Below are 25,750 nucleotides of genomic sequence, written 5' to 3'. Positions count from 1 at the left end.
GTAGAGATTTTGTAGAGGCTAAGTTTTTAAACTAAGAAAGAAAGTGTTCAAATTCGGTTCAAAGTATATCAGTATTTTCGGGAATGGAGGAGAAATGTGTCTTGAAACGTAAACGCAGCATAGGTAAAGCAATACTCTCTTTCTGCCTGGCCATTATGCTTGTCCTGCAGACGGTGGCATTCTCTGTCCCTGCATATGCGGAAAGCACCTCGAGCACGGACGAACCGCAATCAGTAACTGAGGCGGTATACAATGTGCCGAACAATTCCATAATGATGACGGCAGCCGTGACGGACAAAACGGTGTTGTTCATGGATGAAAATTCAGCCTTTCCGCTGAAGGTGACGCAGGGAACTGAAATTGCTCCAGGCGGTACTATTCAGGGCCGACAGGCATTTACCCTCAAATCAGAGGGCCTCAAGGTGCCGGTGAAGGGGGATTATGCAAATACCCCGGATGAAAATGACACGAGCAAGTACATTCAGAAGGGAGACTCGATTGAGCTAAACAGGGATCCCTACTTCAAGGAAGTGGTGCTGCCAACAGCTACCAAATCCTTGATGGCCACAACTGAATTCGGAGCGAAACAGCTTGGTACCGCTTATTTCACCCCGAATAGCATCAGGATTGTGTTTAATGGCGACGATTGGTTTTTCAATGGTATTGGTAGAGCAGTTACCTTCGGCTTTGAAACCACTGCCAATTCGGATGTAACGGGCATGAATTACGGCGATACCAAGCCTATCTCGATTTTCGGGGGAGCGTATGAGCTAAAGAACCCGGATGTTACGCCGACGTACAGCATCAACTTGGCAGGGAACAACTGGCCAAAGAATGGGAGCTGGACTTGGTGGTATGTGACCGTGCCTGCCTATCAGGATGGTTATTTGACCATCCAGTCTACTCCATCCTCTTTTGATGTGCTTGATGCAACAATCAAGCTGCCACTAGATGGGATGACGTTCTATACAAAGCCTTCTGATTACCGTATGGTCTATGTACCGGGATCCTTCAAGGTAAACGGCACTACGGTAGAGCCAACCATCGATGCAGATGGCGGGCTGAGCTACATTTTCCCAGCAGATACTGGGGTAGATCCAAAAGTTGAGTATCAAGCGTGGTTTAACAAGGATATGTATTATAAAGAATATCGGGGCGTGGGGCTCGATCCCGGTCGATCTAACGGACAGCGTTTTGATCCAAAGGTTGAACTGAGGGATGCGGGTGCTAGTGTAAAAGCCACTGCAGTGCGGGAAACGTGGGTAGCACCCGACTGGATCCAAGCATCCGCCTCCTATGACCATCCAAATGAAACGATTACCTGGAAAGTAACCGTTAACCAATATAACAAAAAAGGGTTAAAGGACTTTTCTATAACCAATGTATTACCTGCTGGGCTGGAATTTGAATCGGCTGCATGGAAGACAACGGTAGATGGTACTGTATCTGAAGAAACACAAATTACACCAGATTCAAGCGGACTTTATTCCTTTGGGGATATTAACGGTAAAGTGGAATTAGTAATTAAGAGCAAGGTGAAAAGCGGTTCCAGCTTTAGAATCGATCCTCGTGCCAACTGGAATTTGGATACACCAAATGGCATACAGAATAACGATGTCATGACTGGCACAAGACCTAACGCAGTGACTGACGAGGCGATTGTCACCATTGGGGCGCACACTTTTACAAAAACAGGCGCTATTACGATGGAGGATTATAACCTGGGCAGCGTTACATGGACCGTTAATTTAACGCCACAGTACGCCTTGCCAAATGCAGCGGTATACGATGTGCTGGTGCATGGCGGAGATTTGAACGTCTTGGACAACGCTGTGGATGAAACGGGCGAGGTTAGTGCGGAAACGATTGCGAAAATCAAGGGCAACGTCAATACTGCGCAGCTTTGGAAGCAATATCAGGCGGGAACTCTAAAGACTAATGCAACCAGCCTGACCATGAAAAATATTCCTTTGACCGTGGACGGTAAAGTGGTGGCTGATTTGATCAAGGTGACCGGTTACACCGAAGTAGCTTCATCCTTCAGCTTCCGTGCCCTTGAGACCAACACAGACATCCTCTTCAGACAGGATATTAACGCAGGGAAAACGATCTGGAATCGGGCTTTGCTTATTGACGGCGAAACCGTGAAACAAGCGCAAAACAGCGCCAACCTTCACCTGCATATGCTGAACAAGGATATGCTTACGGCATCCTATCCTATTAAGGGGGATGGGACGGCTGACACCTGGTATACTCCGAACAACGTTCAACGCTATATCGGTTATGACAGCTCATCAAGCGGCGATGCATACACCTTAGCTGGTTATGACCGAATAACTAAGACGGTCACCTTCCGCCTAAGCATCAATATGCCGGGCTACAACACAGTCGAAATGGCGAAAGACGGCGGAAGTCGGGTCATCACCAATGTGAAGCTGGTGGACACCTTGCCCGAGGGTTGGGAATTCGTTCCTTTTGGAGAGGGAAAGGATTATGAGCTTTATAAGGGCTACTCGGACAATGTCAGCGGCACGGGCTATGGGGTTCGAAACAACGCCGTGTCAATCATTGAGCCAAACAGCCCTGCTCATGTGGCGAGTTTTTCCCATAGCGGCAATGAAGGCACCTTCACTTTCTCCAAGTTGGAAAGCCCTTATGTCATTCTGGTTAAGGCAAGACCTTCCAATGCGGCTCTGGAGAAATATTTAGAGGAGTACACCACCAACGGCACAGACAAGCAGGTGCTGTATAACAAAGCCGACCTACATATGACATGGGGCGGAGAAGAGAAGATTCTCACTGAACAGCGCAAAGTTATTGTACCTATTCAGACTCTGGGCAAGTCGGTAACTAAACCAGTTCCAGGGGTGCTGGAGTGGACGGTAAACTATACCCCGCCATTCAACATGGAGCAGGGCGTTTATTTACAGGATACCCTAGGTGCAGGTATGAATCTACGCTATGAAGGAGACGGAAAGCTTGTGCTGACAGCGCCTAGTATGGCGGTCTATCCTGCTAAACTGACTGCTGGCGGCGCTCTGGAACGAGACGGTGCTGCGCTGAATCTCAGCGACCCGAATTCTGAAGTTCGGGTGGAAGCTGGGCCCGGTGAGGACGGCACTACGGTTCTACTATTTAAAATGGACGACCCTAATAAGTTTTACCAGTTTGTGTACCAAACCGAGGTTGACCCTTCTAAAGCGAGAGCTGGCGACAAAATGGGCAACGAGGTAAAGCTGATGGGCGATGATAAGCTGAAATCTGTCAGTGCCAAAAGTGAAAGCACGCTGGATAATTCAGACGTAGCCGGCAGTTCAAACTCCAATGCCCTGCTGCCTCTGAAAAAGGTAGATCCCAATAACAATCCGCTAAAAGATGTAGAGTTCACGCTCTATAAGAAAGGCGACGGAACTCAAGTCGCTAAAGGAACAACCGATAGCGGAGGGAAGCTTAATCTGCTATTCCCAGATCCAGGGTATTATGAGCTGAAGGAAACTTATATTGACACAACGACATGGTTGCCAACTACAAGAATTTATCAGGTATACGTAGGGAATACGCCTGGAAAGCCCATCTGGGTAGACGGCGTGAAAGTAACCTCTGATATTCCGCTGGTCGTACCTACACCGGCGCAAGGAAAGCTGACCATCAGCAATAAGGTGGAAGGAAACGGCAGCGACTCTTCCAAGGATTTTGAATACACCGTGACCTTCACTGGTGAAGGCAAGGATGGAGAGTACGTCTATCAGAAGTCGGATAATACGTTTGGCACGATTAAGAGCGGAGACAAGATTACCCTTAAGCACGGAGAATCTGTGACACTCCCAGCATTGCCTGCGGATCTGGTCTATACCATAACGGAAGCCGATTATACGACCGTTGATGGTTATATCACCACGCCGGAGACGAGAGAGCTGTCTGAAACAATCGTGAATAAAGGCGACCACAAGGCGGACTTCATCAATGAGCGAAACGTTAACAAGCTGACCGTCAGCAATACGGTCATGGGCAACGGCGGCGACAAGACGAAGGAGTTCGAGTACACGGTCCTCTTTGAGGATGCAGGCAAGGATGGAAGCTACTCTTACTTGAAGTCGGGCGGCGGAACAGGTACGATCAAGTCCCGCGATACCTTCAAGCTCAAGGATGGAGAGACACTGGATATTTTGGATCTGCCTAAGGATCTGAAATACACCATTACCCAGAAGGAATACACAGCCGACGAATACGTGACCATTCCTGAGGAACGGTATTATACCGGAGTCATGGAGGGCAAAGATGAAGAGGCCCCATTTACGAACTTGCGAGTCTTGAAGGGCGGCCTGCTAATCAGCAACACGGTTAAAGGCAAAGACGAAGACAAACAGCTGCCGTTCAAGTACACGGTTACCTTCACAGGCGAGGGAGCAAGCGAAGCCTACTCCTATGAGAAGTCGGACGGCAGCAAGGGCACGATCAGGAGCGGAGAGACCTTCGAGCTTACACATGGCCAGACGCTCGTTGTGCAAGGACTTCCGACGTATCTCCAGTATAAGGTGACCCAAGATGATTATACGAATGAAGGCTATGTGACGGATCCCGAAAGTCTCGTTCGCACAGGCACCATTCCGGAGAAAAACGTGGGCGAAGCACACTTTGTCAATACACGCCCGTATCTGGAAGGCGTGCTGCGTGACAACAACACAGGAGAAGTCATTCCGAATGCACCCATTACGGTGACCGATCTGAAGACAGGCAAGGAGCTTCAGGTGGAGACGAATGAGAAGGGTGAGTATTCGGTCCCAGTCACAGCGGATACCGACTATACGATCACATATACAAAGAGGTATCAGGTAGGCGGGAAGGATGTCCCTGTAGAATTCACGCAAAAAGCAAATGTGGACAGCAGCGTGACAGGCGAGACCGTTCCGGCGGATATTACGGCGGTAGGGATTGTTCTGTTCAAGCAGCTGGATGGAGCAACAGAGCTATTCAACAATTCGTTTACCAGCCAGATGCATATCTATTTGAAGGACCAGGCCGGCAACTATATTACGGAGAACGGTCGTCCCAAGGCGTTTCCAATGGCTTCGAACGGAACTTTCTCCGTTGAAGGGCTAAGCGAGCAGAAGTACACAATGGAGATTCGCTATACAGCTGTGACCGGCGAGGAACTGCTCTTCAAGGTGACACAGCTGGACGTAAAGGCTAACGGAGAGCTGAATATTTCCGAGGAATTGGTCGATCCTTACGGTACCGTATATGATGAAACGACAGGAGATGCCATTACTGGCAAGAAAATTGACGGAGCCAAAGTTACATTGTATTATGCGGATACGCAGCGCAATAGAGATAAAGGCCGCATTCCGGATACAAAAGTAACGCTTCCTGCGGTTCCAAATTTTCCACCGCACGATAATGAGAGCCCGGAGCAGGATAGCGACGAAAATGGCTTCTATGCGTACATGGTGTTTCCTGAAGCGGATTACTATCTGATCGTAACGAAGGACGGATACGAGACGCACAAGAGTAATACGATTTCTGTCGATTTTGACATTGTAAAATATGATGTGCCAATGAAGCCGATCAGTTCCGGTGGCAACCCTGGCAACGGAAACGGTGGCAACCCTGGCAACGGAAACGGTGGCAACCCTGGCAACGGAAACGGTGGAACCGACAACGGTAACGGTGGAACCGACAACAGTAACGGTGGAACCGACAACGGTAACGGTGGAACCGACAACGGTAACGGTGGAACCGACAACGGTAACGGTGGAACCGACAACGGTAACGGTGGAACCGACAACGGTAACGGCGGAACCGACAACGGTAACGGTGGAACCGACAACGGTAACGGTGGAACCGGCAATGGTAACGGCGAAACTGACAACGGTAACGGCGAAACTGACAACGGTAACGGCGGAACCGACAACGGTAACGGCGGAACCGGCAACGGTAACGGCGGAACCAACAACGGCAACAGTGGAACCGACAACGGTAACAACGAGCTGGACGATGCTCCGGAAACCGGAGACAACAGCGTACCGCCAATCTTCTATATGGTTTTGGCGCTGATGTCCTTGTTGACGATTGGGTTCTGTCTACTCGGTAACAAGAAGAAAAAGTACATCCAGTGACCGGAAAGGCGGTAAGAAAATGAGCAAAACTAAGAAATTTCTTATCGCCATTTCCTTCCTTGTGTTGGTATTTTCTCTCGTGAGTATTTCGAGAACTCTCCTGCGGGATTATGCTGAGCAGCAGAAAATCAAAGAGCTGACAAATGTTTGGGAAGAAGGGTCTGACAAAGTCGGAGGGGATGCATTCCCCTCCCTTTTGTTCAATAAGGCGAATGAGCCGGTCATGCTTCCCGAATTTCGAGAGCTTTACGAGAGGAACCCGGATATCGTGGGCTGGCTGAAGATTGACGGCACCCGAATTGAGTACCCAGTCATGCAGAATCTACAGGATGCGGAGTACTATCTCAATCATGATTTCGATAAAAAGGAAAACAAAGGCGGCCTCCCTTTTTTGGACGCGCATAGTCGGACCGACGGTTCGGACATTTTGCTAATTCATGGACATCACATGAAAAGCGGCTGGATGTTTAAAGATTTAATGAAGTACAAGAACGAAAGCTTTTATAAAGAGCATGCTACATTCCAGTTCAGCACGCTTTACGAAAAGGAAGAGTATGAGATTGTTGCCGTTATGCTTTCAAAAGTTTATCGCAAATCGGACGACGTCTTTAAATACTACCAGATTGAGAATGCAAGTACGCCCGCCGAGTTCGATTCGTATGTTCAAAATATCAAAGAACTCGCTCTTTATGACACTGGAGTAACAGCCCGGTATGGCGACAAGCTTATTGTGCTGTCCACGTGCGAGTACTCGACCGACAACGGCCGGTTAGCGGTGGTCGCCCGAAAGCGTTCATGACGATGCTGAAACACGAAATCAATTTGCTTCAAATCGCGTTCTCCACTTGGAGGACGCGTTTTTTTTGCCTCCGAAACTCTGTGGTGTTATATCCTTGTCCATCAAATATATCATAAGAAAAATCGCGAAAAAATTACCGTTACAGATAGCGCGTAGAACTGTATCATAAATATTAGCAAGTTTTTTTGGAAACTGCATAATCTCAGGGGGAATTACAGTGCAAGCTATTGAAACTAATCGACTGATATTAAGAAACTTTTCTGCGGCAGACGCTCAAGGACTTCTAGAATACTCGGCTAATCCCAGAGTAAATTGCTTTCTTCAGGATAGTATTTCAACTCTGGAAGAAGCGGCTTTAGAGGTTCAAAAAAAGGCAGTGAAGACTCTCATATTGCGGTCTGTCTCAAAGAAAGTGACCATATTATTGGAGAACTGTTTTGCCTGAAGCAAGAACCTGACACGTATAGTATCGGTTGGAATTTTAACGCTAAATTCGAAGGAATGGGATATGCAACTGAAAGCGCGGAGGCCTTATTAAAGTATCTTTTTATACAAGAAGAAGCAAGAAGATTATATGCCTATGTCGAGGATGATAATTTCAGATCACAAAAGCTATGTGAAAAACTAGGTATGCGTAAAGAAGGCTGTTTTATGGAATTCATTTCATTTACGAATTACGCTGATGGAACACCGAAATACGAAAATACTTTTCAATACGCTTTGCTAAAAAAAGAATGGGTCAAAAATGGCTTGAACCAGAATTGATACGCAAAAAAGCTGGACGGAAAACGTCACGGTTTTCGTCCAGCTTTCACTTAAAGGGTTTTACTTAAAGATGCGTTGCGAAAATTGATACAGCCCGCTGCTCCAAACTTTCCCTTCATGTCCGCCCACATCTAGATACCACATGTGCGGGATATTCATAGTGTTCAAGCTATTATGGAAGTTTTGGCTGACCCACAGCAGACCGTCCGATGCGCCGCATGACAGCCACAGCAGCTTCAGTTGACTGGCAACCTGAAGCGGATTGGAAATGAGCTGCGATGCTGACTTCGTATTAGGAGCGGATGAGAACGCACCAATCCAAGCGAATTTGTTCAGATGGGTTAGTCCAAAGTTCAGTGTTTGTCCGCCTCCCATCGATAAGCCGGCTAACGCGCGATTCTGCCGATTTGTATACACCGGATAATGGGAGTCGATGTAAGGAATGAGATCATTGATCAGATCAAACTCAAATCTTTCGAAGGCGGCTACCTTGTCCGGAGCATAAATATCGCCAACTGGGCGATCATCCCACATTGCGCGACCGTTCGGGAATACTACAATCATTGGCTCCAGTTTGTTCTCGGAGTACAGGTTGTCGAGAATATTCCTCGGATTCATATTATTGAGCCATTCATTCTGATCCCCGCCAATACCGTGCAGCAAGTAGAGGACATTATATTTTTTTGAAGTTGAATAGCCCGGAGGCGTATACACCATCGCATTTCTCGACTTGCCTACTGTTGAGGAATAATAGGAAATCTGCTGAACGTTTCCGTGCGGAATATTTGCGCGATAATTGGTATATCCTTGCGGAGCCGGGATTATAGGTCCGCTGGTAGCCGTGACAGCAGGGCTGCTCTGGTTTTGTGTCTGGGACGCAGCATAAGACATTGTCGGCACCATTAACGCAGTGACCAAAGCCAGACTAAAAATGCGAGATAAGGTTTTCTTCATTTCAATAATCCTCCTTGAATAAATTTGTGAATGCTCTTGGCCTTGCTAGTTCGAGTGGACCCTAATTCACTCTGTTCTATGACTCTCTTTAGAAGCTACTCTCCTTTTACTATCTGATTGTAAACCCTTTCAATATGGAATGGCCGCCCCCCTCTCCCGACCCCGACCCGCAGTAATATCCAAGCCCGAGAATCAAAGCCATGCGCAGTCATGAATGTAAACGCATTCAAGATGATGGTACCATATTTAGAATATTATGTAAATCATGATTTTCGTAATCTGTTCACGCCACAATATAATACATATTTACCAGATTTGCTTGAAACTTCGTACGGGCTCACAAATCTCCCTTCGGTTGTTTGAAGGGAGATTATTAATCGCTGCCTCGGCTTGGGCGATATGAATTAGGTAACATGAGACTTCTAATCAGTCTTATAAATATAAAATAATAAAAAAGGCGATTGCTAGGACGAACCGGTAATAGGCAAACCACGACAATCTCAACTTTTTGACCAAGTTCAGGAAAGTTATAATCGCAATCATGGCGACGATGAACGCCGCAACCAGGCCGATGAGAAATAACGGAATATCGGCGGAGGTCAAGAAGTCTCTGCTCTTATAGAGATCGTAGGCAGAAGCTCCGAACATAATCGGAACGGAGACGATAAACGTGAATTCAGCCGCCGCCTTTTGGCTTGTCCCAAGCAGCATCCCTCCGGAAATTGTTGATCCGGATCTCGAGAACCCGGGCCATACGGCCAAGCATTGAAATAAGCCGATTCCGAAAGCCTGTTTATATGAAATGTCATCCATTGTCTCCGCATTGACTTTTCCTCTATACCTGTCTGCGATAATCATGAGAACACCTCCGGCGACAAGTCCGATAAGCACGGGCGCAGGACCGAATAATCGCTCCTTTATAAAGCCGTGGATTGTGAAACCGGTAATGACGAAGGGAATCATGGCGATAATGACATGGATAATATTAATGCCCGGTCGCTTCAACGCTGCGGGAGTCACCTTCAAAAATCCGAGAAACCTTTTCCAATAAAGAACTAGCACGGCGAGAACCGCCCCAAGCTGAATAACAATCTTAAAAGTATCGGCAGCAGCCCCTTCAAAGTCCAGCAAGTGCCCAGCCAGTATCATATGGCCTGTAGACGATACGGGCAGAAATTCGGTTAGCCCTTCAATGATCCCCATGATGACGGCCTTAACGTATTCGTTTATCTCGTTCAATCCAATAACCTCCCCATTTCAATACTTACTCGATTATAGTTAACAAGCAATCCAAGAATGTATCGATTTAGATTACAAAATCAAGCTTCTTCCTTACAACTTTGTAAGAGAGGAGCTGCATAATCAAAAAGAACAAGAAAGCCGACTTCTTCCGGGCGAGAACATATTTTGACAAATCGATAATTTAGGTGAAAAGGAGGTAGACTCTGGAAAAACAATCCATATAATAAAAGTAACAGACGTCCATAGGACGTTGTCATAAAACCGGATTCAGCAGTATTAAATAAAAGCCAGGTAGCAGCTATGGTAATTTTACCTAGGAGGGATTGTGTTGCAGCAGCTTTTTAACGATCTGATTAAGCAGGATGTAAAGCCGTTCCTTGCTCAGCATGGCTTTGCAAAGAAGAGTTTGAATTTCAGTAAAGCAACAGAAGGTCTCATCTACATGTTCAATTTCCAAAAATCCTCGGGCAATTCGGCGGACAATGTTATGTTTTATGTGAACTGCGGCATTTATGCGGCGGAGTTGGCGCAAATTCAATCGAAAGAGATTTTGACGGAGCCTAAGGAGGCGGAGTGTCACTTCAGAGCAAGAATCGAGGCGATTGCCCGGGCTGTTCCGGCTCGCTTTGCCATTTCTCCAGATACGGATAGGGATGAGTTGAAAAAAACGCTGTTAAACGGATTGGAAGAAGTTATTCATTTCTATGATACGATGACCAGTGCGAGGTCTGTTGTGGACTATTACATTTCGGGTCCTTTTTTGCATCTGGGCGAGGAGAGCTTTCAATTGCTGTTGCAATCCAACGATGAAGCAGCAGCAAAACAATATTTAAAGGCTTTGCAGGAGAAGTATGGAGCAGAAAATCGATGGACCATATTTGAAAATAAGTACGAGGCCATCTTCAATAAATACGGAGTAGAATTTAAATAAAGGGGGATTTAAATGAGGCTTCGTGATAAGGTTGTTTTTGTTACAGGTATTTCTGTAACTGTAGGGGACAAAATTGCCACAAAGTGTCTCAAAGAGGGTGCAAGGGATAGCTCCCACTGGGGCTACAAGCTGATCGCAAAGCTTGCTGCGGCAGAAAAGGTGGATTGGATTCATTCTGAGGATTTGACACCATGGGTGCATGCGGGTAATCTAGCTGAGATGTGTGTATTAGCAGCGACGCATTCTGCGGCAGTAAGCCAGATCTACAACGCTGTGGACGGAAACTATACAGAAAATGAGTTTACTGTACGTATGGCGCATGCTATGAACAAAACGCTGATCATACCTGATGGAAACCCAATAAGAATGACGTATAACTGCAACAAAATCAGAAACGACTTGGGCTACCGTCCTATAAATAAATTCGTGGAGACCGTTGTTCAATTGGAGGAACATGTGAGGTATGGATTACGGTTAGCAAAAGGTTGTAATAGCTTATCAGTCGTTTTTGGCCACCCAATAGGTGGCCATTTTACTGATAGGGGGTATGTAAAAGAAGTGGAAAAGGATTTGCATGGCAGGAGGCAAATGAATATCCATACTTGAAGGGAGAGAGGGATCAAGTGAAAAAAATTCTTGTAATTGATGATGAAGCGGCACTTAGAGACTTAATTGAGCTTGTGCTCAAAAGAGAAAACTTTCGGGTGCAGACCGCAGAGAATGGCAGTATGGGACTTAAAATGTTAGATACCTTTCAGCCGGATTTGGTCGTACTAGATTTAATGCTGCCTGACTACTCCGGCTATGATCTATGCAAGGAAATCATTAAGAAGCAAGCGATTCCAGTTATTATGCTATCGGCAAAGAATGAAATCATAGATAAAGTTTTAGGACTTGAGCTTGGGGCAGAAGATTACATGACCAAACCATTTGATAATCGGGAGCTCATTGCGAGAATCAAAGTTGTGCTTAGAAGATATGAGAACATCGATCCGACAAAAAGTGACGAAGAAACTCGGATTACTCATGAAGAACTGGCGTTTGATCTGGAAACCAGGATGGTGCTGAAAAACGGAATCCCGATTTCGCTGACAGCAAAAGAATTTAAAATTTTGGAAACGCTGCTGAGAAGGCCGAGGAAAATCTTTACAAGGGATGAACTGCTGGAGATCGTATGGGGATATGATTTTTTGGGGGACAGTCGCAGCGTAGATATGACGATCATGCGGTTAAGGAAGAAGCTGGAGGATGACGCTGAAAATCCAAAATACGTGAAAACCATTTACGGATTTGGTTATCAGCTTGGAGGTGGCTCCACCTGAAATATGCAACCCGGCTTTTGTTGAATTATTTATTTTTTTCGGTATTGTCCTTTGCCGTTATTATTATTTCAGTCAATAAAGCGATTGATTACTTCAGCTTCGCGACCATAGAAAAGCAAATGATGGAAAAAGCGAATTTAAACGAGTTGTCATTTAGAGAGATACTGGTAAAGCACGAAATAGCATCTGTGGAGGGGCAAGTCTCGGATGTGCCAAGAAGCGCTCTGGAAAGGTTAAAGGCTTCAGGCAAGGAAGTGCGGATCTATGACAGTAATCAGAAGCTGTTGGGACTAGCGGTGGATGGAATCATCATTAATGACGGGACACCCCTGATTTTTCCGGGGAATATCCAAAATGCCCTAAAGGGGAATTATTCTTACACGATCACAGACAATCATCAGCTGTATTTCTCCATACCCATTCAGGATAAGTATTATCAGAATGTTTTTGTGTTTGAGTTCGTGGAGGACATCTCTTACTTTTTTGATATCATGGACAAAATTCGTTATATCCTCTTAGTTGGGGCAGGTGGATTCCTTGTTCTGATCACTCTTTCCAGTTTATTCATTGCCCGTAATACAACAAAACCGATTAAATATCTGCTTGGTGCAACAGAGAGCTTCTCCAAGCAACAGTTTCAGCAGGTGCAATTGAACAGGAAGGACGAGCTGGGGATGCTTGCAGCAGGATTAAACCGGATGGGTATTCAACTGAGCGACTATATACAGTATCAGAAGCAGTTTGTCTCCAACGTATCTCATGAATTGAAAACACCGCTCGCTGCTATCCGAGGGTTCTCCCAGTATTTATATGAGGGTGAAAATGAGAATAAGGATTTGCAAAAAATCTATGCTCATCTTGTAAATGAATCAGACCGACTTACCCTGCTCATCAATGAGTTATTGCTGCTATCCCGGTTTGACAAGGCAGGCCCGGAGGAGATTGGCCCGGAAAAGACCGATTTATCTAATCTAATTGACCAAATGGCAGCAGATATGAGAGGAAGAGCCGAAAATAAGGATATAGAGTTGGTTATTAAGCTGGGCAAATCGGCTTTCGTATATGTAAATCAAATCTTGATGTCACACGCCATTGCAAATATTCTAGACAACGCTATAAAATATTCCAATCCCAAAACGCAGATAAGAATGGAAACGTTTATCCGGCAGAATGAAGCGGTCATACAAATAAGCGATCAGGGTATAGGGATTGATGAGGATGAGATTGCACGGGTCCAAGAAAGGTTCTACAGAGCCAGAAATTCAAATGCTGCCAAAGGATCGGGACTTGGCCTATCCATGTGCAAAGAAATAGCTGAGAAGTTCAACGGGCATTTGAGCATTGAAAGCAAAGTGAATGTAGGAACCACCGTTTCCATCGTTCTTCCGTTGCTGTGAAGTTACAAGAATGATACATGTTTGTTATTACATTAATAAACGGTTTTCCTATAATAACCCCATAAGATGAAATAACTTAATTTATGGAGGAGTAAAAATGAAAGCATTAAGAAAATCAACAGCCTTGATGTTGCTAGTCGTATTGCGTACGACACTTTTGGCAGGCTGCCAGACCAATCAGAATAATTCGCAGGCGGCTGCCTCCACTGCTACTTCGGCCAGTCCAACACCCGGTCATTCAGCTGGCAATGGCTCTGGTTCCGAGGTAATCAAGGAGGGCATCATTCAAAAGGACGGGAATGTAATTCTAAAGGAGCTTGCCTTTGTCTATAACGACCACACCGTCGCTATTTCTGACATTGTTGATGATGAAAAGCTTGAAAGCATGCTGGGAAATGCGGTCGAGAAAAAATCCCACACCTATTCCAAATACGATGATTTAAATATAGACAGAATGCTTGGTTTTACCGAGAAGCGATATAAATTTTCAGGGCTTGAGATAAAAACCATTGATGCGACTGAGGACAAAAAGTTCTATATATTCCATATTAAAATGACCGACTCCAAATATTCCACGGTTAGAAATATCAAAGTCGGCGATAGTGTCAAGAAGCTAAGGGAAGCCTATCCCGATGGTCATCTGTTTGGAAACGGAACACCTGGCGAAGAGGCTGTTTTTCAGTATGAAACGGCGAATTATGCGGATGTTATGACATTTTACATAAAAGATGCCAAGGTTAAAAGCATCCTCATGTACTCGCTTTTGGACTAAGCTCTGCAATCAGAACGTAAAATGATTCCCTAAACGCTAAACGAGCCCTAGAAGAGATTTTAGGGGCTCGTTTTTTGTTTTTTGGCAAAGGTTATTGCATGTCTGATTTTGGCTGCATAGCAATTAACCTCACCTTGAAAAGATACTTGACAAAGCGGATAGTTTGTAACTATAATAATTACAACTTAACCTGTAACTTTCATTGTTACATTAATGAAGTGTGAAAGGAACATTTGGTTTATAAAGAGAGGGAGTTTTGTAAATGTTAAGCAAGAAATCATCAATTGGAGTTATTTTGTTAGTTTGTTTTATGTTCATACTTAGCGCATGCTCGGGTACAGCGAGTACGGCGAATACTGAAACGAATGCTGCGAATGCTGCGACGGCTACCACGAACACCGCGAGCGAAGAAAATAAAGCAGCGGCGGTGGATCTTAAGATTACGACATTCAATCCAGGAGAAAGCAGTATTTTCCCTGTCTCTTCAAGCCTGATCGAAGGGCCGAATGAAGTGGTGCTCATCGATGCCCAATTCCAAAAGAATGATGCCGAGCAATTGGTCAAAATGATTCGAGACACCGGAAAGAAACTGACTACAGTCTATATCAGCCATAAGGACCCAGATTACTACTTTGGTCTGTCAGAAATTCAATCAGCATTTCCAGATGTAACAATTGTCGCTACCCCGCTTACTGTGGAAGGGATTAAAGAAACGATCCAGATTAAGAATGATTACTGGAATCCGATTTTGAAAGAAAACGCCCCGACAGCTCAGATCATTCCTGATGTCCTTGACGGAGATCAACTGACAGTAGATGGCGAAGCTATACAGGTAATCGGTCTTGGTGGTTCAGATCCGTCTCATACGGTCCTCTGGGTGCCTTCCAAAAAGACGGTCCTTGGCGGTGTTCCAATTTACGAAAACGTGCATGTGTGGATGGCAGACAACCAGACTCCAGAGAGTCGTGATCACTGGCGCGAGCTTTTGGACCAGATTTTAGCGCTGAATCCGGAACGGGCTATCCCTGGTCATTACCTGGGTGAGAGCTCCGGAGAGGTATCCAGTATAACCTTCACCCGAGACTACATTGCTGAATTTGAAGCAGCGGCAGAGAAGGCCAAAGATTCCAAAGAGCTGATTGCGGCGATGGAAAAGGCTCATCCAGACTTCAAAAATACAGGTGACTTGGAGATGAGCGCTCAGGTAATCAAAGGTGAAATTTCCTGGCCATAAGTTAACGCTAAACGCCCCCCAAACAACATCCTTTTCCGTTAATATTCGGACGGGATGTTGTTTTTATTTGATAGAACGACTACCTAAAAACGACTGATCGCAACAAATACAGCGACCGCGAAGAAGAAGATGTTCACGCTAATTTCTCGATATTCCTTACGCTTCATGTGAAAGAGGGCACCGAAGAGAACGACTACGGCAAGTGCTGTTGCGGCAATTGGCGTCAGCACCGGCGAGATATTTGTCGCTTGAGGCAGAATGATGCCAATTGCCCCGAGTAATTCTGCTAATCCAATAAAAACTACAAACCCTTTTGAAACGTCCTTTACCCATCCCCAAGAAGCCTTGGCTTTTTCATACTGAAATGCCTTCAACCATCCTGAGTAAACAAAACCCAGTGCTGCTAGACCTTGAACGATCCATAACGCGATATTCATGAATCATGCTGCCTCCTAACTACTTTTTCGCTACTTGCTAAAGGTATAATAGACCTTAGTCCATGATTTAAGGAAGTAGGCACTTTATCTAAACATAGTTAACAAAAGGTTACCTTAACCAAGCATAAGGAAATGAAGAAATGGGGGGCTTTAATGAAATCATATTGCAAGTTTGAATCGGCACTGGATATTTTAGTGGGGAAATGGAAGTCAGTCATTCTGCTTCAGCTTATTTCGAACGGCATCATGAGATTCAGCGAGCTGCAAAGAGCAATACCGGATATCAATAAAAAGATGCTCACGCAGCAATTAAGAGAACTTGAGTATAACGACATCGTTTATCGCAAGGTGTATAACCAAATTCCGCCGAAAGTGGAATACTCCATTTCAGAATACGGCAAAGGCTTGAGTACCGTGTTACAGGCACTTAACGATTGGGGAGAGACTCATAGCGAGCATATGAATGAGCTGCACGGAGAAGGTCGTTCAAGGGATTAATTTGGGTGGAAAAGGATTGAGGGTGGCGGTTATATAAGCCCGGCCAGCGTTAAATCATATTGAAGTAACAAACCGTCAGGACGCGTCTCCCTGACGGTTTTTCTTGTTGTCTATCGCCACCCCTCCGTTCTCTCCGAGACCAAGGTCCAGTATTGAACGGAACCTAAGACAGATTCAGAAAAGGTAATTTTTAGTTAAAGTAAGTTGCAGAGGATAACATAAAGGATCTTTACTCTGGGGTATTCCAATAACATATAGGCGGCGGGGCAATTATGGAATTATTGATTGAAAGCGTGAGCAAGAAATATAAGGGGGATTTTTATGGGCTTCGGGACTTATCCCTAGAGATACAAACAGGCGTCTTGGGATTGCTTGGCCCGAATGGTGCAGGAAAATCAACATTGATGAGAATTCTATCGACCATTACCCAGCCAACAGGCGGAAAGGTGAGCTGGAATGGTATCGATATTACGAAAGATCCCAATGCTGTACGACGCATTTTAGGCTATTTGCCACAGGATTTTGGCGTTTACCCGCATTTAAATGCGGTTGAGTTTTTGGAATATTTGGCGTCAATCAGAGGGCTGGAATATAAAATCGCAAGAAAAAGAATTGACGAGCTGCTGCACCTGGTTAATCTGCATGAGGTGCGCAAAAAACCGTTGAACGGTTTTTCAGGCGGGATGAGACAGCGAGTGGGCATAGCACAGGCGTTGCTGAACGATCCCAAGCTATTAATTGTGGATGAGCCCACGGTGGGACTTGATCCGGAGGAACGTATTCGGTTTCGTAATCTCCTATCCGAGCTATCAGGAGAACGTATTGTTATTTTATCCACCCATATCGTATCCGACATCGAAGCGACCGCGACCGATATCGCCATTGTCAACCAAGGACGAAGTGTCATACAGGCAGCACCAAGCGAATTATTAGCAGCGACGGTCGGGAAAGTGTGGGAGTGGCTAATACCGAGTCATACATGGGTGGAGGTGCGCAAACATTTGCTGGTCAGCAGCACCATTCAAACCAGTGAAGGGGTGCGTGTAAGGGTTATTGCCGATACGCAGCCTTCAGCGGAGAGCCGTTTGGTGACGCCAACCTTAGAGGATGCGTATTTGTATTACATTTCAGCAAGCAAGCAGGGGGCAATAGCATGACCTCGCTTCGTATTCTCTTTCATATGATGAAGGCGGACTATTTGGAAAGGGTTCGGCGCTATAGCTTTTTGATGACTGTGCTCCTGTCCATGTTCCTCGTATATAAGTACATCCCTTCAAGTGATGAAAATTATTTAACCCTATCGCTGCAATCTATGCGCGGCCTATACAACTCTGCATGGGTCGGGAGTGGAGTAGCGGTATTAGCATCCATGCTATTAAGTCTTCCGGCGTTTTTTCTAGTGAAAAATGCAATAGAACGAGATGTGCAGACTGGGGTTGGGCAAATTATTGCGACGACTCCGATTACTAGATGGATGTACACCATGGGTAAAATGTGGAGCAACTTCGTATACTTGCTGTCTATCGTTGCTGTATTAATGGTATCTGCGCTTGCCATGCAGCTGATTAGAGGGGAAGATTACGCGGTTGATTTGGTCGCGTTATGGCTTCCATTTATGTATTCGACCTTGCCAACGATGGCTTTGGTGGCTTCAATTGCTATCTTTTTTGAAGCGGTACCATGGCTGCGTAAGGGATTAGGCAATTTAATATATTTTATAATATGGATCTTTTCGCTGATTTTCTCGACTAATGCCACTCATTCTATCAAGGACATACTCGGGATTTCGCCAATCATTATCAACATGTCGAGTGAGGCGAATGAAAGGATTTCTAATAGCCATGGGGGCCATATCTCAGGGATAAGCCCCTTGAGGGGAGAGCTGCTAACCTACAACTGGAACGGTGTACATTGGACGATTCAGATGTTTATAGAACGGTATGCTTGGCTTGCTGCGGCAGTCATAATTGCAATAGTGGCTTCATTCTTTTTTCACCGGTTTGATCTGACACGTTACGTTAAAATAAATAAAACCAGCAAGTCCAATGAAACGGAAAATGCAGAGCCGCACAGTAAGCTCGCATCTAGGAGGGACACGGATATAAAGTTAACTCCTTATGCGACTGCAAAGTGGAAAACAAACTATTTTACAACATTAGCTCTAGAACTGCGTCTGATGCTCAAAGGGCAGCGTTTGTGGTGGTACTTGGCAGCGCTAGTTATGATCGTATTAGGATTAGTATTACCGATTGAAACCGTAGCAGCGTATGTTGTCCCTTTTACTTGGCTGCTGCCTATCCTCATTTGGTCGACCATGGGGACAAATGAAACGTATTACCGTACCCATTCATTGATTTTTACAGCGGTGCATCCCGTTCGGAATACATTTATCGGATTGTGGCTGGGTGGCATTATTGTGGCTTATTTGACGGGCAGCGGTGCCCTCATTCGTTTTCTTATTGCGGGTGAATGGGATAGTTTAATGGCCATGGCCGTTGGTGGATTGTTTATACCTGCATTAGCTGTAGCATTGGGCATTTGGTCGGGGAATGGTAAGCTGTTTCAAGTGGTATTTATGCTGCTGTGGTATCTAGGTCCCTTTAACAAGTGGGAGGCTTTGGATTTTATAGGGTCGACACCGCAAGGCCTGGATCAAGGGATATACGTCTATTACCTGCTAGCCACTATAATCTTGCTGATGCTGGCCGTCATGGGAAGAGTGCGACAAGCGAAAATGTATAGTTAAATGGTATGACGTACCGTTGTTTCACTGAAGCTAAGGAAGCGAATATCGAGGCCGAGTTCTCCGACATTACCGGACACTGGGCTGAAGAGGCGATCAAGACTCTGTCTAGTGCAGAGGGGTTTGGCGGTTATGGTAATGCTTTAATCCGCAATTAAAACGTTTTTGGATAGCTTGACTTAATTCTTATTCATACAAAAGCAGATCTAATGGGTATTTTGAAAATCCTGCCCGTTTAATCTATCTCAGTAAAATAAGCAGGTGCTTCGGCAGCCTACTTATTTTACTGAGATAGATTTTTTGTGTTAACCGCTTTTAACAAGAAACGTAGAAAAAAGGGAGCAGCTAATATAAAAATAAGCTGCCGTATTTCCGAACAGTAGATAGGAGATACAAATTGCGATAATGGATACTTAGTGGAAAATCAAAATTCAAATAACCGAATAGTAAAAGTGATAGAAAAGTGGTAGAGTAAATAAACAAAAAGGATGCTCAAAAAAGGTAATCTTTTTTCAAAACTTGCCGTTAAAAAGTTCGCGGTAAACCTTTTTATAAGTAAAAAACAGTTGCACACTATAGTTGAAAAAAGGCTGGTTTAACAAGCCTTTAATAAAAATTTATCACGTAGTCAATTGCCTGATTTCAAACCAATAGGGCTCGATTAATCGATGGTTTAAATATGTTTGCTTAAAGTAATTTTATGCGCTGTTTTAACTAATATAACCTTTCATTTTACCGATATATATTAATGAGAATCTAAATAAATTAAAGAACATAAGCCCAATGAAAAGAGAAGGTGATGTAAAATATGGTAACAGCAGTAGTGTTTGCTGGAGGTACAGGAGTAAGAATGAATAGTAAAACCAAGCCTAAACAGTTTCTGCAGCTGCATGGGAAACCAATCATTATTCATACATTGGAGCATTTTGAAAGACATCCTATGGTTGATAATATAGCTGTAGTTTGTGTGCCAGGTTGGGAAAAGCAACTAAAACATGAAATCAAACGAAATGCCATTAAGAAAGTGAAATGGTTGGTTGCAGGTGGGGAAACAGTACAACTATCATCCTATAACGGCTTAAAAGCAGTCTATAATGAGTGCGAAAACTCTGAGGAAACGATCATTATTATGCACGATGGCGTGCGGCCCTTAATTGACGATAAGTTAATTACTAATAATATAGAAATGGTTAAAAAAAATCGCTCATCTATTACAGTCAGCTATGCAGTCGAAACCATATGTTCCATAGATGATAATGGAAGGATTGCAGAAATAGCTAATAGAGACAAGGCAAGAATTGCGAAGGCTCCTCAATGCTTTTATTTAAGTAACCTTATGGAAGCCCATAACCTAGCAATAGGCGAAGGAATTAACTGGATGATAGACTCTGCCTCTCTTATGAAGTACTATGGTCATGAATTATATACAGTGGTGGGCTCAACATATAATGTGAAAATAACGACACCTTCAGATTATTATATTTTTAGAGCTTTATTTGAAGCAGAAGAGAATTCGCAAATATTTGGTTTATAATTCCATAGAACTTGGGTGATTGAATGAATGAGGTATTAAAAGTGGATTTCGAAAATATAATGGATTCTAATATACCTTGGGATAAAGTGGATAATAAGACGGTTTTTATTACTGGCGGTACAGGATTCTTAGGATCACTGTTAATTCGCTTTCTTGATTTTATGAATGTAACACAGAATCGGAATATTAAACTGGTTGCGCTTGTTCGTGATGAGGAGAAAGCAAAAGGGATGATTGGACATTGCAATGTAATATTAGTTAGAGGTGATATTTGCAACATACCGATAATCTTAGAAGATATAGATTATATATTTCATTGTGCAGCAGTTACTAACTCAAAAATGATGATAGAAAAACCAGTAGAAGTAACTGAGGGAATAACGCTGGGAACATCTAATATAATGAAGCTATCGCATGAAAAGAAAGTGAAAAGTGTTGTCTATCTTTCCTCGATGGAGATTTATGGGGAAACAAGTTCTAGCCATACTAAAACCAGCGAAACAGATTTAGGTTATATAGATATTCTCAATGCGAGAAGCTGCTATCCTATGGGAAAAAGAATGGCTGAAACTATTTGCTTTAGTTATTTTTCAGAATATGGGGTACCCGTAAAAATTGCCAGGTTGGCGCAAACCTTTGGTGCAGGAGTTTCAAAGACAGATAACAGGGTTTTTGCTCAGTTCGCAAAAAGTGTCATTGATCAAAAAGACATAATTCTTCATACAAGCGGTAAAAGTGAAACAAACTGCTGTTATACGGCAGATGTTATTAGGGCTCTTGTTATTCTACTCTTAAGCGGTGAAAACGGAGAAGCATACAACATTACAAATGAAGTAAATCATATGACAATAAGAGAAATGGCTGAGCTCGTTGCAAGAAAAGTAGCGAATGAAAGCATAGTAGTTAGGGTTGAAATTGATGAAAAAAAAATTAATAGATACCCTCCGCCATCAAAGCTACATTTATCATCTGAAAAAATGAATAAGCTTGGGTGGAGTGCCAAAGTTGGAATGGAAGAAATGTATAGTCGAATGATTGAATATATGCAAAGTTAAATGATTACAGAAGCAAGAGCAATAGAATTTATAATCGATGAAAAGGATACAGTAAATAATTATGATTATTCCAAATGAGGATTTTAGAAAAATCCAATTAATTATGTTAGAAATGCTGATTGAGTTTGACCGAATATGCAATAAAAATGGCATCGTTTATTCGCTTGATGGTGGCACTCTTTTAGGTGCCATTCGACACAAGGGGTTTATACCGTGGGATCCGGATATTGATGTAATTATGCATAGATATGAATACAAAAGATTTAAGAAAGCCTGTCGAGATGATTTAGAAGCTAGACGTTTTTTCTTGCAGGATTATGAGTTAGATCCATATTATCGGTGGGGGTATGCGAGGTTAAGGCGAAAAGACACAGAATTTGTAAGAGCTGGACATGAACACATGAAATATAAAACAGGTATTTTTATGGATATCATGATAGTTGATAATGTACCTGATGGTTCAATTATGCGGGAAATCCACCGTGCAATCTGCTTTTGTATTAGAAAAACGTTATGGTCCGAAGCAGGAAAAGTGCTGCATTCTAATTGGTTTTGGCGACAATGGTATACAATACTTTCTTATTTACCGACTAACTGGGTATTTGGTTTTAGAAATCTCATCGCCCAAAAGTATAATGCTACTGAAACAGAATTGATAAGAAGAATGACAGGAGAGTATCCCTTAAGGTGTAAAAATGGTACCCCTAAAAGCTTTTATGAAAATAGAGTTCAAGTAGAATTTGAAGGTTATCTATTCTGGGGATTTAGCGAGTATGACCATTACTTACGATTAGTATACGGGGATTACATGACATTGCCGCCGCTTGAGGATAGAATTCCACATATTCCTTGTTCGAAATACCAGCTAGTTGAGCCAGAATTATAGGAGAGTTCATAATGGAAATCGTCAATCAACAAAGCGATTTAGATAAATTATCAGAAAATAAAATCTATGGTGAACCGAAAATGAAAAATTCAGTCATACATTTTGTGGGGAAAGGAAATATACTATACTGTGAGGAAAATGTGAATATAACTAACAGCATGATTAAATTTTCCGGAAGTAATGCTATTATATATTTAAATGAGAGTAAACATGATTATTTATTGAATTCAGTTATTTATAATGATTCATTATTATATTTAGGTAAAGATAATTTTATAAATCAAAAACTCAATACCATTGTTTCTGAACAGCAAAGCGTAGTTATTGGAAATGATTGTTTGGTCTCTTTCGATTGCTGGATTAGAACATCAGATGCTCATTTAATATATGACGCTTCCACCAGAAAAAGAGTGAATAACAGCAAAGGAATACTGATTGGCGATCATGTATGGTTAGGACAACAAGTATTGATTTTAAAAGGAAGTGAAATTGCTTCTGGAAGTATTGTGGGGGCAGCATCGGTTGTTTCAAATAAACGAATACCATCTAATTCGATTTATGCCGGCAATCCAGTGAAAAAGATACGAGAAAATATATTTTTCCATGGTGACTCTGTTCATATGTATTCAAATGAAGAGATATTAGCTTCACAGATATGCGACAGTACAGAATATATTTATGAACATGACCCTAGCCAAAGAATAAAATTCAATAATTTTAATACCCAATTAAATAGTTCGGGAGGTACTGAAGAAAAATTGCAGTTTATAAAAGAAACCTTAGTAAAAAAGGAAGCAAAAAATAGGTTTTGCTTCTGATTTATCAATGAATGAGAGTGGTCTCGACATATACATAATATCAGGAAGGTATGAATTCTTTATGGAACTGGAACGAATATATCGGATATTTAATGAGAAATTTTCAGAACATAAAGAAGTTCCTATAGCTTTGTATGGATTAGGCATTAATACGAAGTATTTGCTAGAGAAAGCGCTAGATTATAATATAGTTGGAATTGTTGCGAATGATAGGATTGGAAAAAGTGTTTACGGAAAAGAAGTCATGTCACTGGAATCAGTTGAAGACAAGGTCAAAATCATAATAATCGTTGCGCAAGTGAAGTCTATAAAACTAATATATAACCGAATTAAATATGTTGAAAATAAGGGAATAGATATATACGATATTTTTGGCGAGAAAGTTGACGATAGTGCTGGAGTTGAACAAAATCTAGTAAGCAAGAATTTCTATTGGGATTCGAATTATAATATGTTGAAAAAAGAAATAGATAGCCATGATATTATTTCTTTTAATATATTTGATACATTAATCATGAGAAAAGTCCTGCTCCCAGAACACATTTGGGATGTTTTAGAGAGTGAATTGAAGCAGAAAAACGTTATAATTCCATTTAAAAGAGAAAGAATGAAGGCAGAACATCAACTGAAAGAACGAGGTATAGTTCCAACATTTAAAAAAATATATGAACAAATAAGTTTAAATACTCACCTAGTTGAGCGATTAGCATGTTCAATAATGAATCAGGAGTTTGAAATCGAAAAAAGGTATGTGATAAAAAGGAATTGCATGGTTAATGCTTTTGAGTATGCTAGGGAACAAGGTAAAGAAATATATATGATAACGGATATTCACTTATCTTTAGAGCAAATACATGAGCTACTTGTGCAAAGTTCCATAATAGGTATTGATGTTAGCCATCTGCTTGTTTCGAGTGATCTTCAGAAGAGGAAAAGTGATGGCTCTTTATATGAGTATTTTATTAACTTAGTGGGAAATAGGTCGATATTGCATGTTGGAAGCGACAAAAGTATGGATATTGAAATGGCTGCACAGTATGGTATAGACACTTTTTATGTTATGAGTGCTTATGATATGTTCAAACAGTCATCCGTCAGTCATGTAAATGTAGAAGCATTAAGCATAAATGATAATATAGAAATAGGAATATTTGCTGCAAAGGCATTTAATAATCCATTTGACCTGTCTCAATCTAAAGGTAAATTGAATATAGAGAGCATGTTTCAATTAGGGTACTATTGTTTTGCGACAATCACAACAAAATTTTTAACATGGATGGTTGCAAAACTAAGAAAGAATAGTGATGCGGTTATTCTTTTTTCCTCAAGAGATGGTTATTTACTCAATGAAATATATCAAAACTTTAGTGAAAAGAATAAACACTTAAACCTCCCGCCGAGCCAATATTTTTATATTTCAAGAAGGGCGATAACTGTGGCCTGTATTCAGACAGAAGGTGATATTATTGAAATCGTAAAATCAGTCTTCAAGCTGTCGAGAGGTAGTTTAAAAGAGGTTTTAGAGCAACGCTTAGGTATTTCCTTTGGAACACAAAATTGTACGTTAGACCGATCCCTTATGGATATTTCAGAGGAAGAGGATAGAACTCAAATTATCACTGAAGTACTAAAATATAAACAAAGTATATTAAATAATGCAGTCGTAGAAAGAAATAATTATTTAAAGTACATACAAAAAAACAATTTTCTTGAATATGAAAAAATATTCTTTTTTGATTTATATACAAAAGGAACTAGTGTGTATAGCCTAAGTAAGCTTTTAAATAGACATGTAGAGCTAGTGTGTTATGCAGTAAAGGATGTTCCAAATGAATTTATTTCTACTATGAAAAATATACAGAGTATGTATGGAGACAATGATTTTCAATCACATAGCTGGTTTGAAAGAACGTATCAGTTGTTTGAAGTCGTCTACTCCTCAGCTGAGGGTCAGTTAAAATGTTTTGACGATCAGGGAAGAGCATGCTTTATTGAAAATAGTGAATATAATTATAGCTACATAAAAGAGATTCAAAAAGGGATTTTAGAATTTATAACGGATTTAGAACTCTTGGACGAGGACTGGTATAAGCATCATATAAATTTGAAAATGGCAGATACTATGAGTAGGATGATGGAAAAAAAGCAATCTATTGTAACAAAGGAAGCCCATAAAGGTTTTACTTACTATGATAGTTTTGCTTCTGAGATGCAAACAAATATTTGGAATAGAATCATTTAGGGGAT

20 protein-coding genes and 1 pseudogene are annotated in these 25,750 nt (G+C 42.4%); 18 read left to right on the top strand and 3 right to left on the bottom strand.

Annotated elements, in window-relative coordinates:
* Nucleotides 1-101: 101 nt before the first annotated feature.
* From AC50YG_RS19225 to AC50YG_RS19215, 3 genes and pseudogenes are all read left to right on the top strand, one after another.
* Nucleotides 102-6,116 (top strand): DUF7601 domain-containing protein, encoded by a 6,015-nt coding sequence (locus AC50YG_RS19225; protein WP_494828730.1) that lies wholly within the window; start codon nt 102-104, stop codon nt 6,114-6,116.
* A gap of 19 nt (nt 6,117-6,135) precedes the next feature.
* Nucleotides 6,136-6,915, top strand: a complete 780-nt coding sequence (locus AC50YG_RS19220; RefSeq protein WP_494828728.1) for a class B sortase — start codon at nt 6,136-6,138, stop codon at nt 6,913-6,915.
* Between the two features lie 217 nt (nt 6,916-7,132).
* Nucleotides 7,133-7,680: pseudogene (locus AC50YG_RS19215) on the top strand (GNAT family N-acetyltransferase).
* Nucleotides 7,681-7,740: 60 nt separating this feature from the next.
* On the opposite strand, the gene AC50YG_RS19210 reads toward AC50YG_RS19215, so the two are convergent.
* A complete protein-coding gene (locus tag AC50YG_RS19210; protein WP_473756028.1) occupies nt 7,741-8,634 on the bottom strand; it encodes an alpha/beta hydrolase in 894 nt (297 codons plus the stop codon).
* Nucleotides 8,635-9,066: 432 nt separating this feature from the next.
* Nucleotides 9,067-9,864 carry an undecaprenyl-diphosphate phosphatase gene (locus AC50YG_RS19205; RefSeq protein ID WP_494828812.1) on the bottom strand — a complete coding sequence of 266 codons (798 nt, stop codon included), beginning with the start codon at nt 9,862-9,864 and terminating at the stop codon, nt 9,067-9,069.
* A 337-nt stretch (nt 9,865-10,201) separates the two neighbouring features.
* On the opposite strand from AC50YG_RS19205, the gene AC50YG_RS19200 reads away from it, so the two are divergent.
* The 6 genes from AC50YG_RS19200 (at nt 10,202) to AC50YG_RS19175 (ending at nt 15,532) form a co-directional block, all read left to right on the top strand.
* On the top strand, nt 10,202-10,807 hold the full coding sequence (locus AC50YG_RS19200; RefSeq protein ID WP_494828726.1) for a DUF4304 domain-containing protein: 606 nt from the start codon (nt 10,202-10,204) through the stop codon (nt 10,805-10,807).
* Nucleotides 10,808-10,819: 12 nt separating this feature from the next.
* A complete protein-coding gene (locus AC50YG_RS19195; protein ID WP_494828724.1) occupies nt 10,820-11,413 on the top strand; it encodes an NAD-dependent epimerase/dehydratase family protein in 594 nt (197 codons plus the stop codon).
* Nucleotides 11,414-11,430: 17 nt separating this feature from the next.
* Entirely contained in the window at nt 11,431-12,129 is a 699-nt protein-coding gene (locus AC50YG_RS19190) for a response regulator transcription factor (protein ID WP_494828722.1), read from the top strand.
* Nucleotides 12,130-12,251: 122 nt separating this feature from the next.
* Nucleotides 12,252-13,526, top strand: a complete 1,275-nt coding sequence (locus tag AC50YG_RS19185; RefSeq protein ID WP_494828720.1) for a sensor histidine kinase — start codon at nt 12,252-12,254, stop codon at nt 13,524-13,526.
* Nucleotides 13,527-13,623: 97 nt separating this feature from the next.
* The gene (locus AC50YG_RS19180) at nt 13,624-14,298 is read left to right on the top strand and encodes a hypothetical protein (protein ID WP_494828718.1); all 675 of its coding nucleotides are present in this window, start codon (nt 13,624-13,626) and stop codon (nt 14,296-14,298) included.
* Nucleotides 14,299-14,560: 262 nt separating this feature from the next.
* Nucleotides 14,561-15,532, top strand: a complete 972-nt coding sequence (locus AC50YG_RS19175) for an MBL fold metallo-hydrolase (RefSeq protein WP_494828716.1) — start codon at nt 14,561-14,563, stop codon at nt 15,530-15,532.
* 83 nt (nt 15,533-15,615) lie between these two features.
* Here the strand turns inward: AC50YG_RS19175 and AC50YG_RS19170 are convergent, their stop codons facing one another.
* Nucleotides 15,616-15,969, bottom strand: coding sequence for a DoxX family protein (locus AC50YG_RS19170; RefSeq protein WP_494828714.1), 354 nt, complete (start codon nt 15,967-15,969; stop codon nt 15,616-15,618).
* Nucleotides 15,970-16,122: 153 nt separating this feature from the next.
* Between AC50YG_RS19170 and AC50YG_RS19165 the strand changes: the two genes are divergently transcribed.
* From AC50YG_RS19165 to AC50YG_RS19125, 9 genes are all read left to right on the top strand, one after another.
* Nucleotides 16,123-16,467 (top strand): winged helix-turn-helix transcriptional regulator, encoded by a 345-nt coding sequence (locus AC50YG_RS19165; RefSeq protein WP_494828712.1) that lies wholly within the window; start codon nt 16,123-16,125, stop codon nt 16,465-16,467.
* A 272-nt stretch (nt 16,468-16,739) separates the two neighbouring features.
* Nucleotides 16,740-17,624 carry an ABC transporter ATP-binding protein gene (locus AC50YG_RS19160; protein WP_494828710.1) on the top strand — a complete coding sequence of 295 codons (885 nt, stop codon included), beginning with the start codon at nt 16,740-16,742 and terminating at the stop codon, nt 17,622-17,624.
* Nucleotides 17,621-19,213: an ABC transporter permease gene (locus AC50YG_RS19155; RefSeq protein ID WP_494828708.1), complete on the top strand. Its 1,593-nt coding sequence runs from the start codon at nt 17,621-17,623 to the stop codon at nt 19,211-19,213. Before AC50YG_RS19160 ends, AC50YG_RS19155 begins: the two co-directional genes overlap by 4 nt.
* 5 nt (nt 19,214-19,218) lie before the next feature.
* Nucleotides 19,219-19,368 carry an S-layer homology domain-containing protein gene (locus AC50YG_RS19150; RefSeq protein ID WP_494828706.1) on the top strand — a complete coding sequence of 50 codons (150 nt, stop codon included), beginning with the start codon at nt 19,219-19,221 and terminating at the stop codon, nt 19,366-19,368.
* A gap of 650 nt (nt 19,369-20,018) precedes the next feature.
* A complete protein-coding gene (locus AC50YG_RS19145; protein WP_494828704.1) occupies nt 20,019-20,744 on the top strand; it encodes an IspD/TarI family cytidylyltransferase in 726 nt (241 codons plus the stop codon).
* 23 nt (nt 20,745-20,767) lie between these two features.
* The gene (locus tag AC50YG_RS19140; RefSeq protein WP_494828702.1) at nt 20,768-21,799 is read left to right on the top strand and encodes an NAD-dependent epimerase/dehydratase family protein; all 1,032 of its coding nucleotides are present in this window, start codon (nt 20,768-20,770) and stop codon (nt 21,797-21,799) included.
* A 61-nt stretch (nt 21,800-21,860) separates the two neighbouring features.
* A complete protein-coding gene (locus tag AC50YG_RS19135) occupies nt 21,861-22,685 on the top strand; it encodes a LicD family protein (RefSeq protein ID WP_494828700.1) in 825 nt (274 codons plus the stop codon).
* An 11-nt stretch (nt 22,686-22,696) separates the two neighbouring features.
* A complete protein-coding gene (locus AC50YG_RS19130; RefSeq protein ID WP_494828698.1) occupies nt 22,697-23,503 on the top strand; it encodes an acyltransferase in 807 nt (268 codons plus the stop codon).
* Nucleotides 23,504-23,564: 61 nt separating this feature from the next.
* Nucleotides 23,565-25,745 (top strand): hypothetical protein, encoded by a 2,181-nt coding sequence (locus AC50YG_RS19125; protein ID WP_494828696.1) that lies wholly within the window; start codon nt 23,565-23,567, stop codon nt 25,743-25,745.
* The last annotated feature ends 5 nt before the right edge of the window (nt 25,746-25,750 follow it).

This window comes from Paenibacillus sp. J31R34, assembly GCF_059383715.1.
The sequence above is the reverse complement of the archived record's forward strand: the minus strand, read 5'-3'. Positions and strand labels throughout refer to the sequence as shown.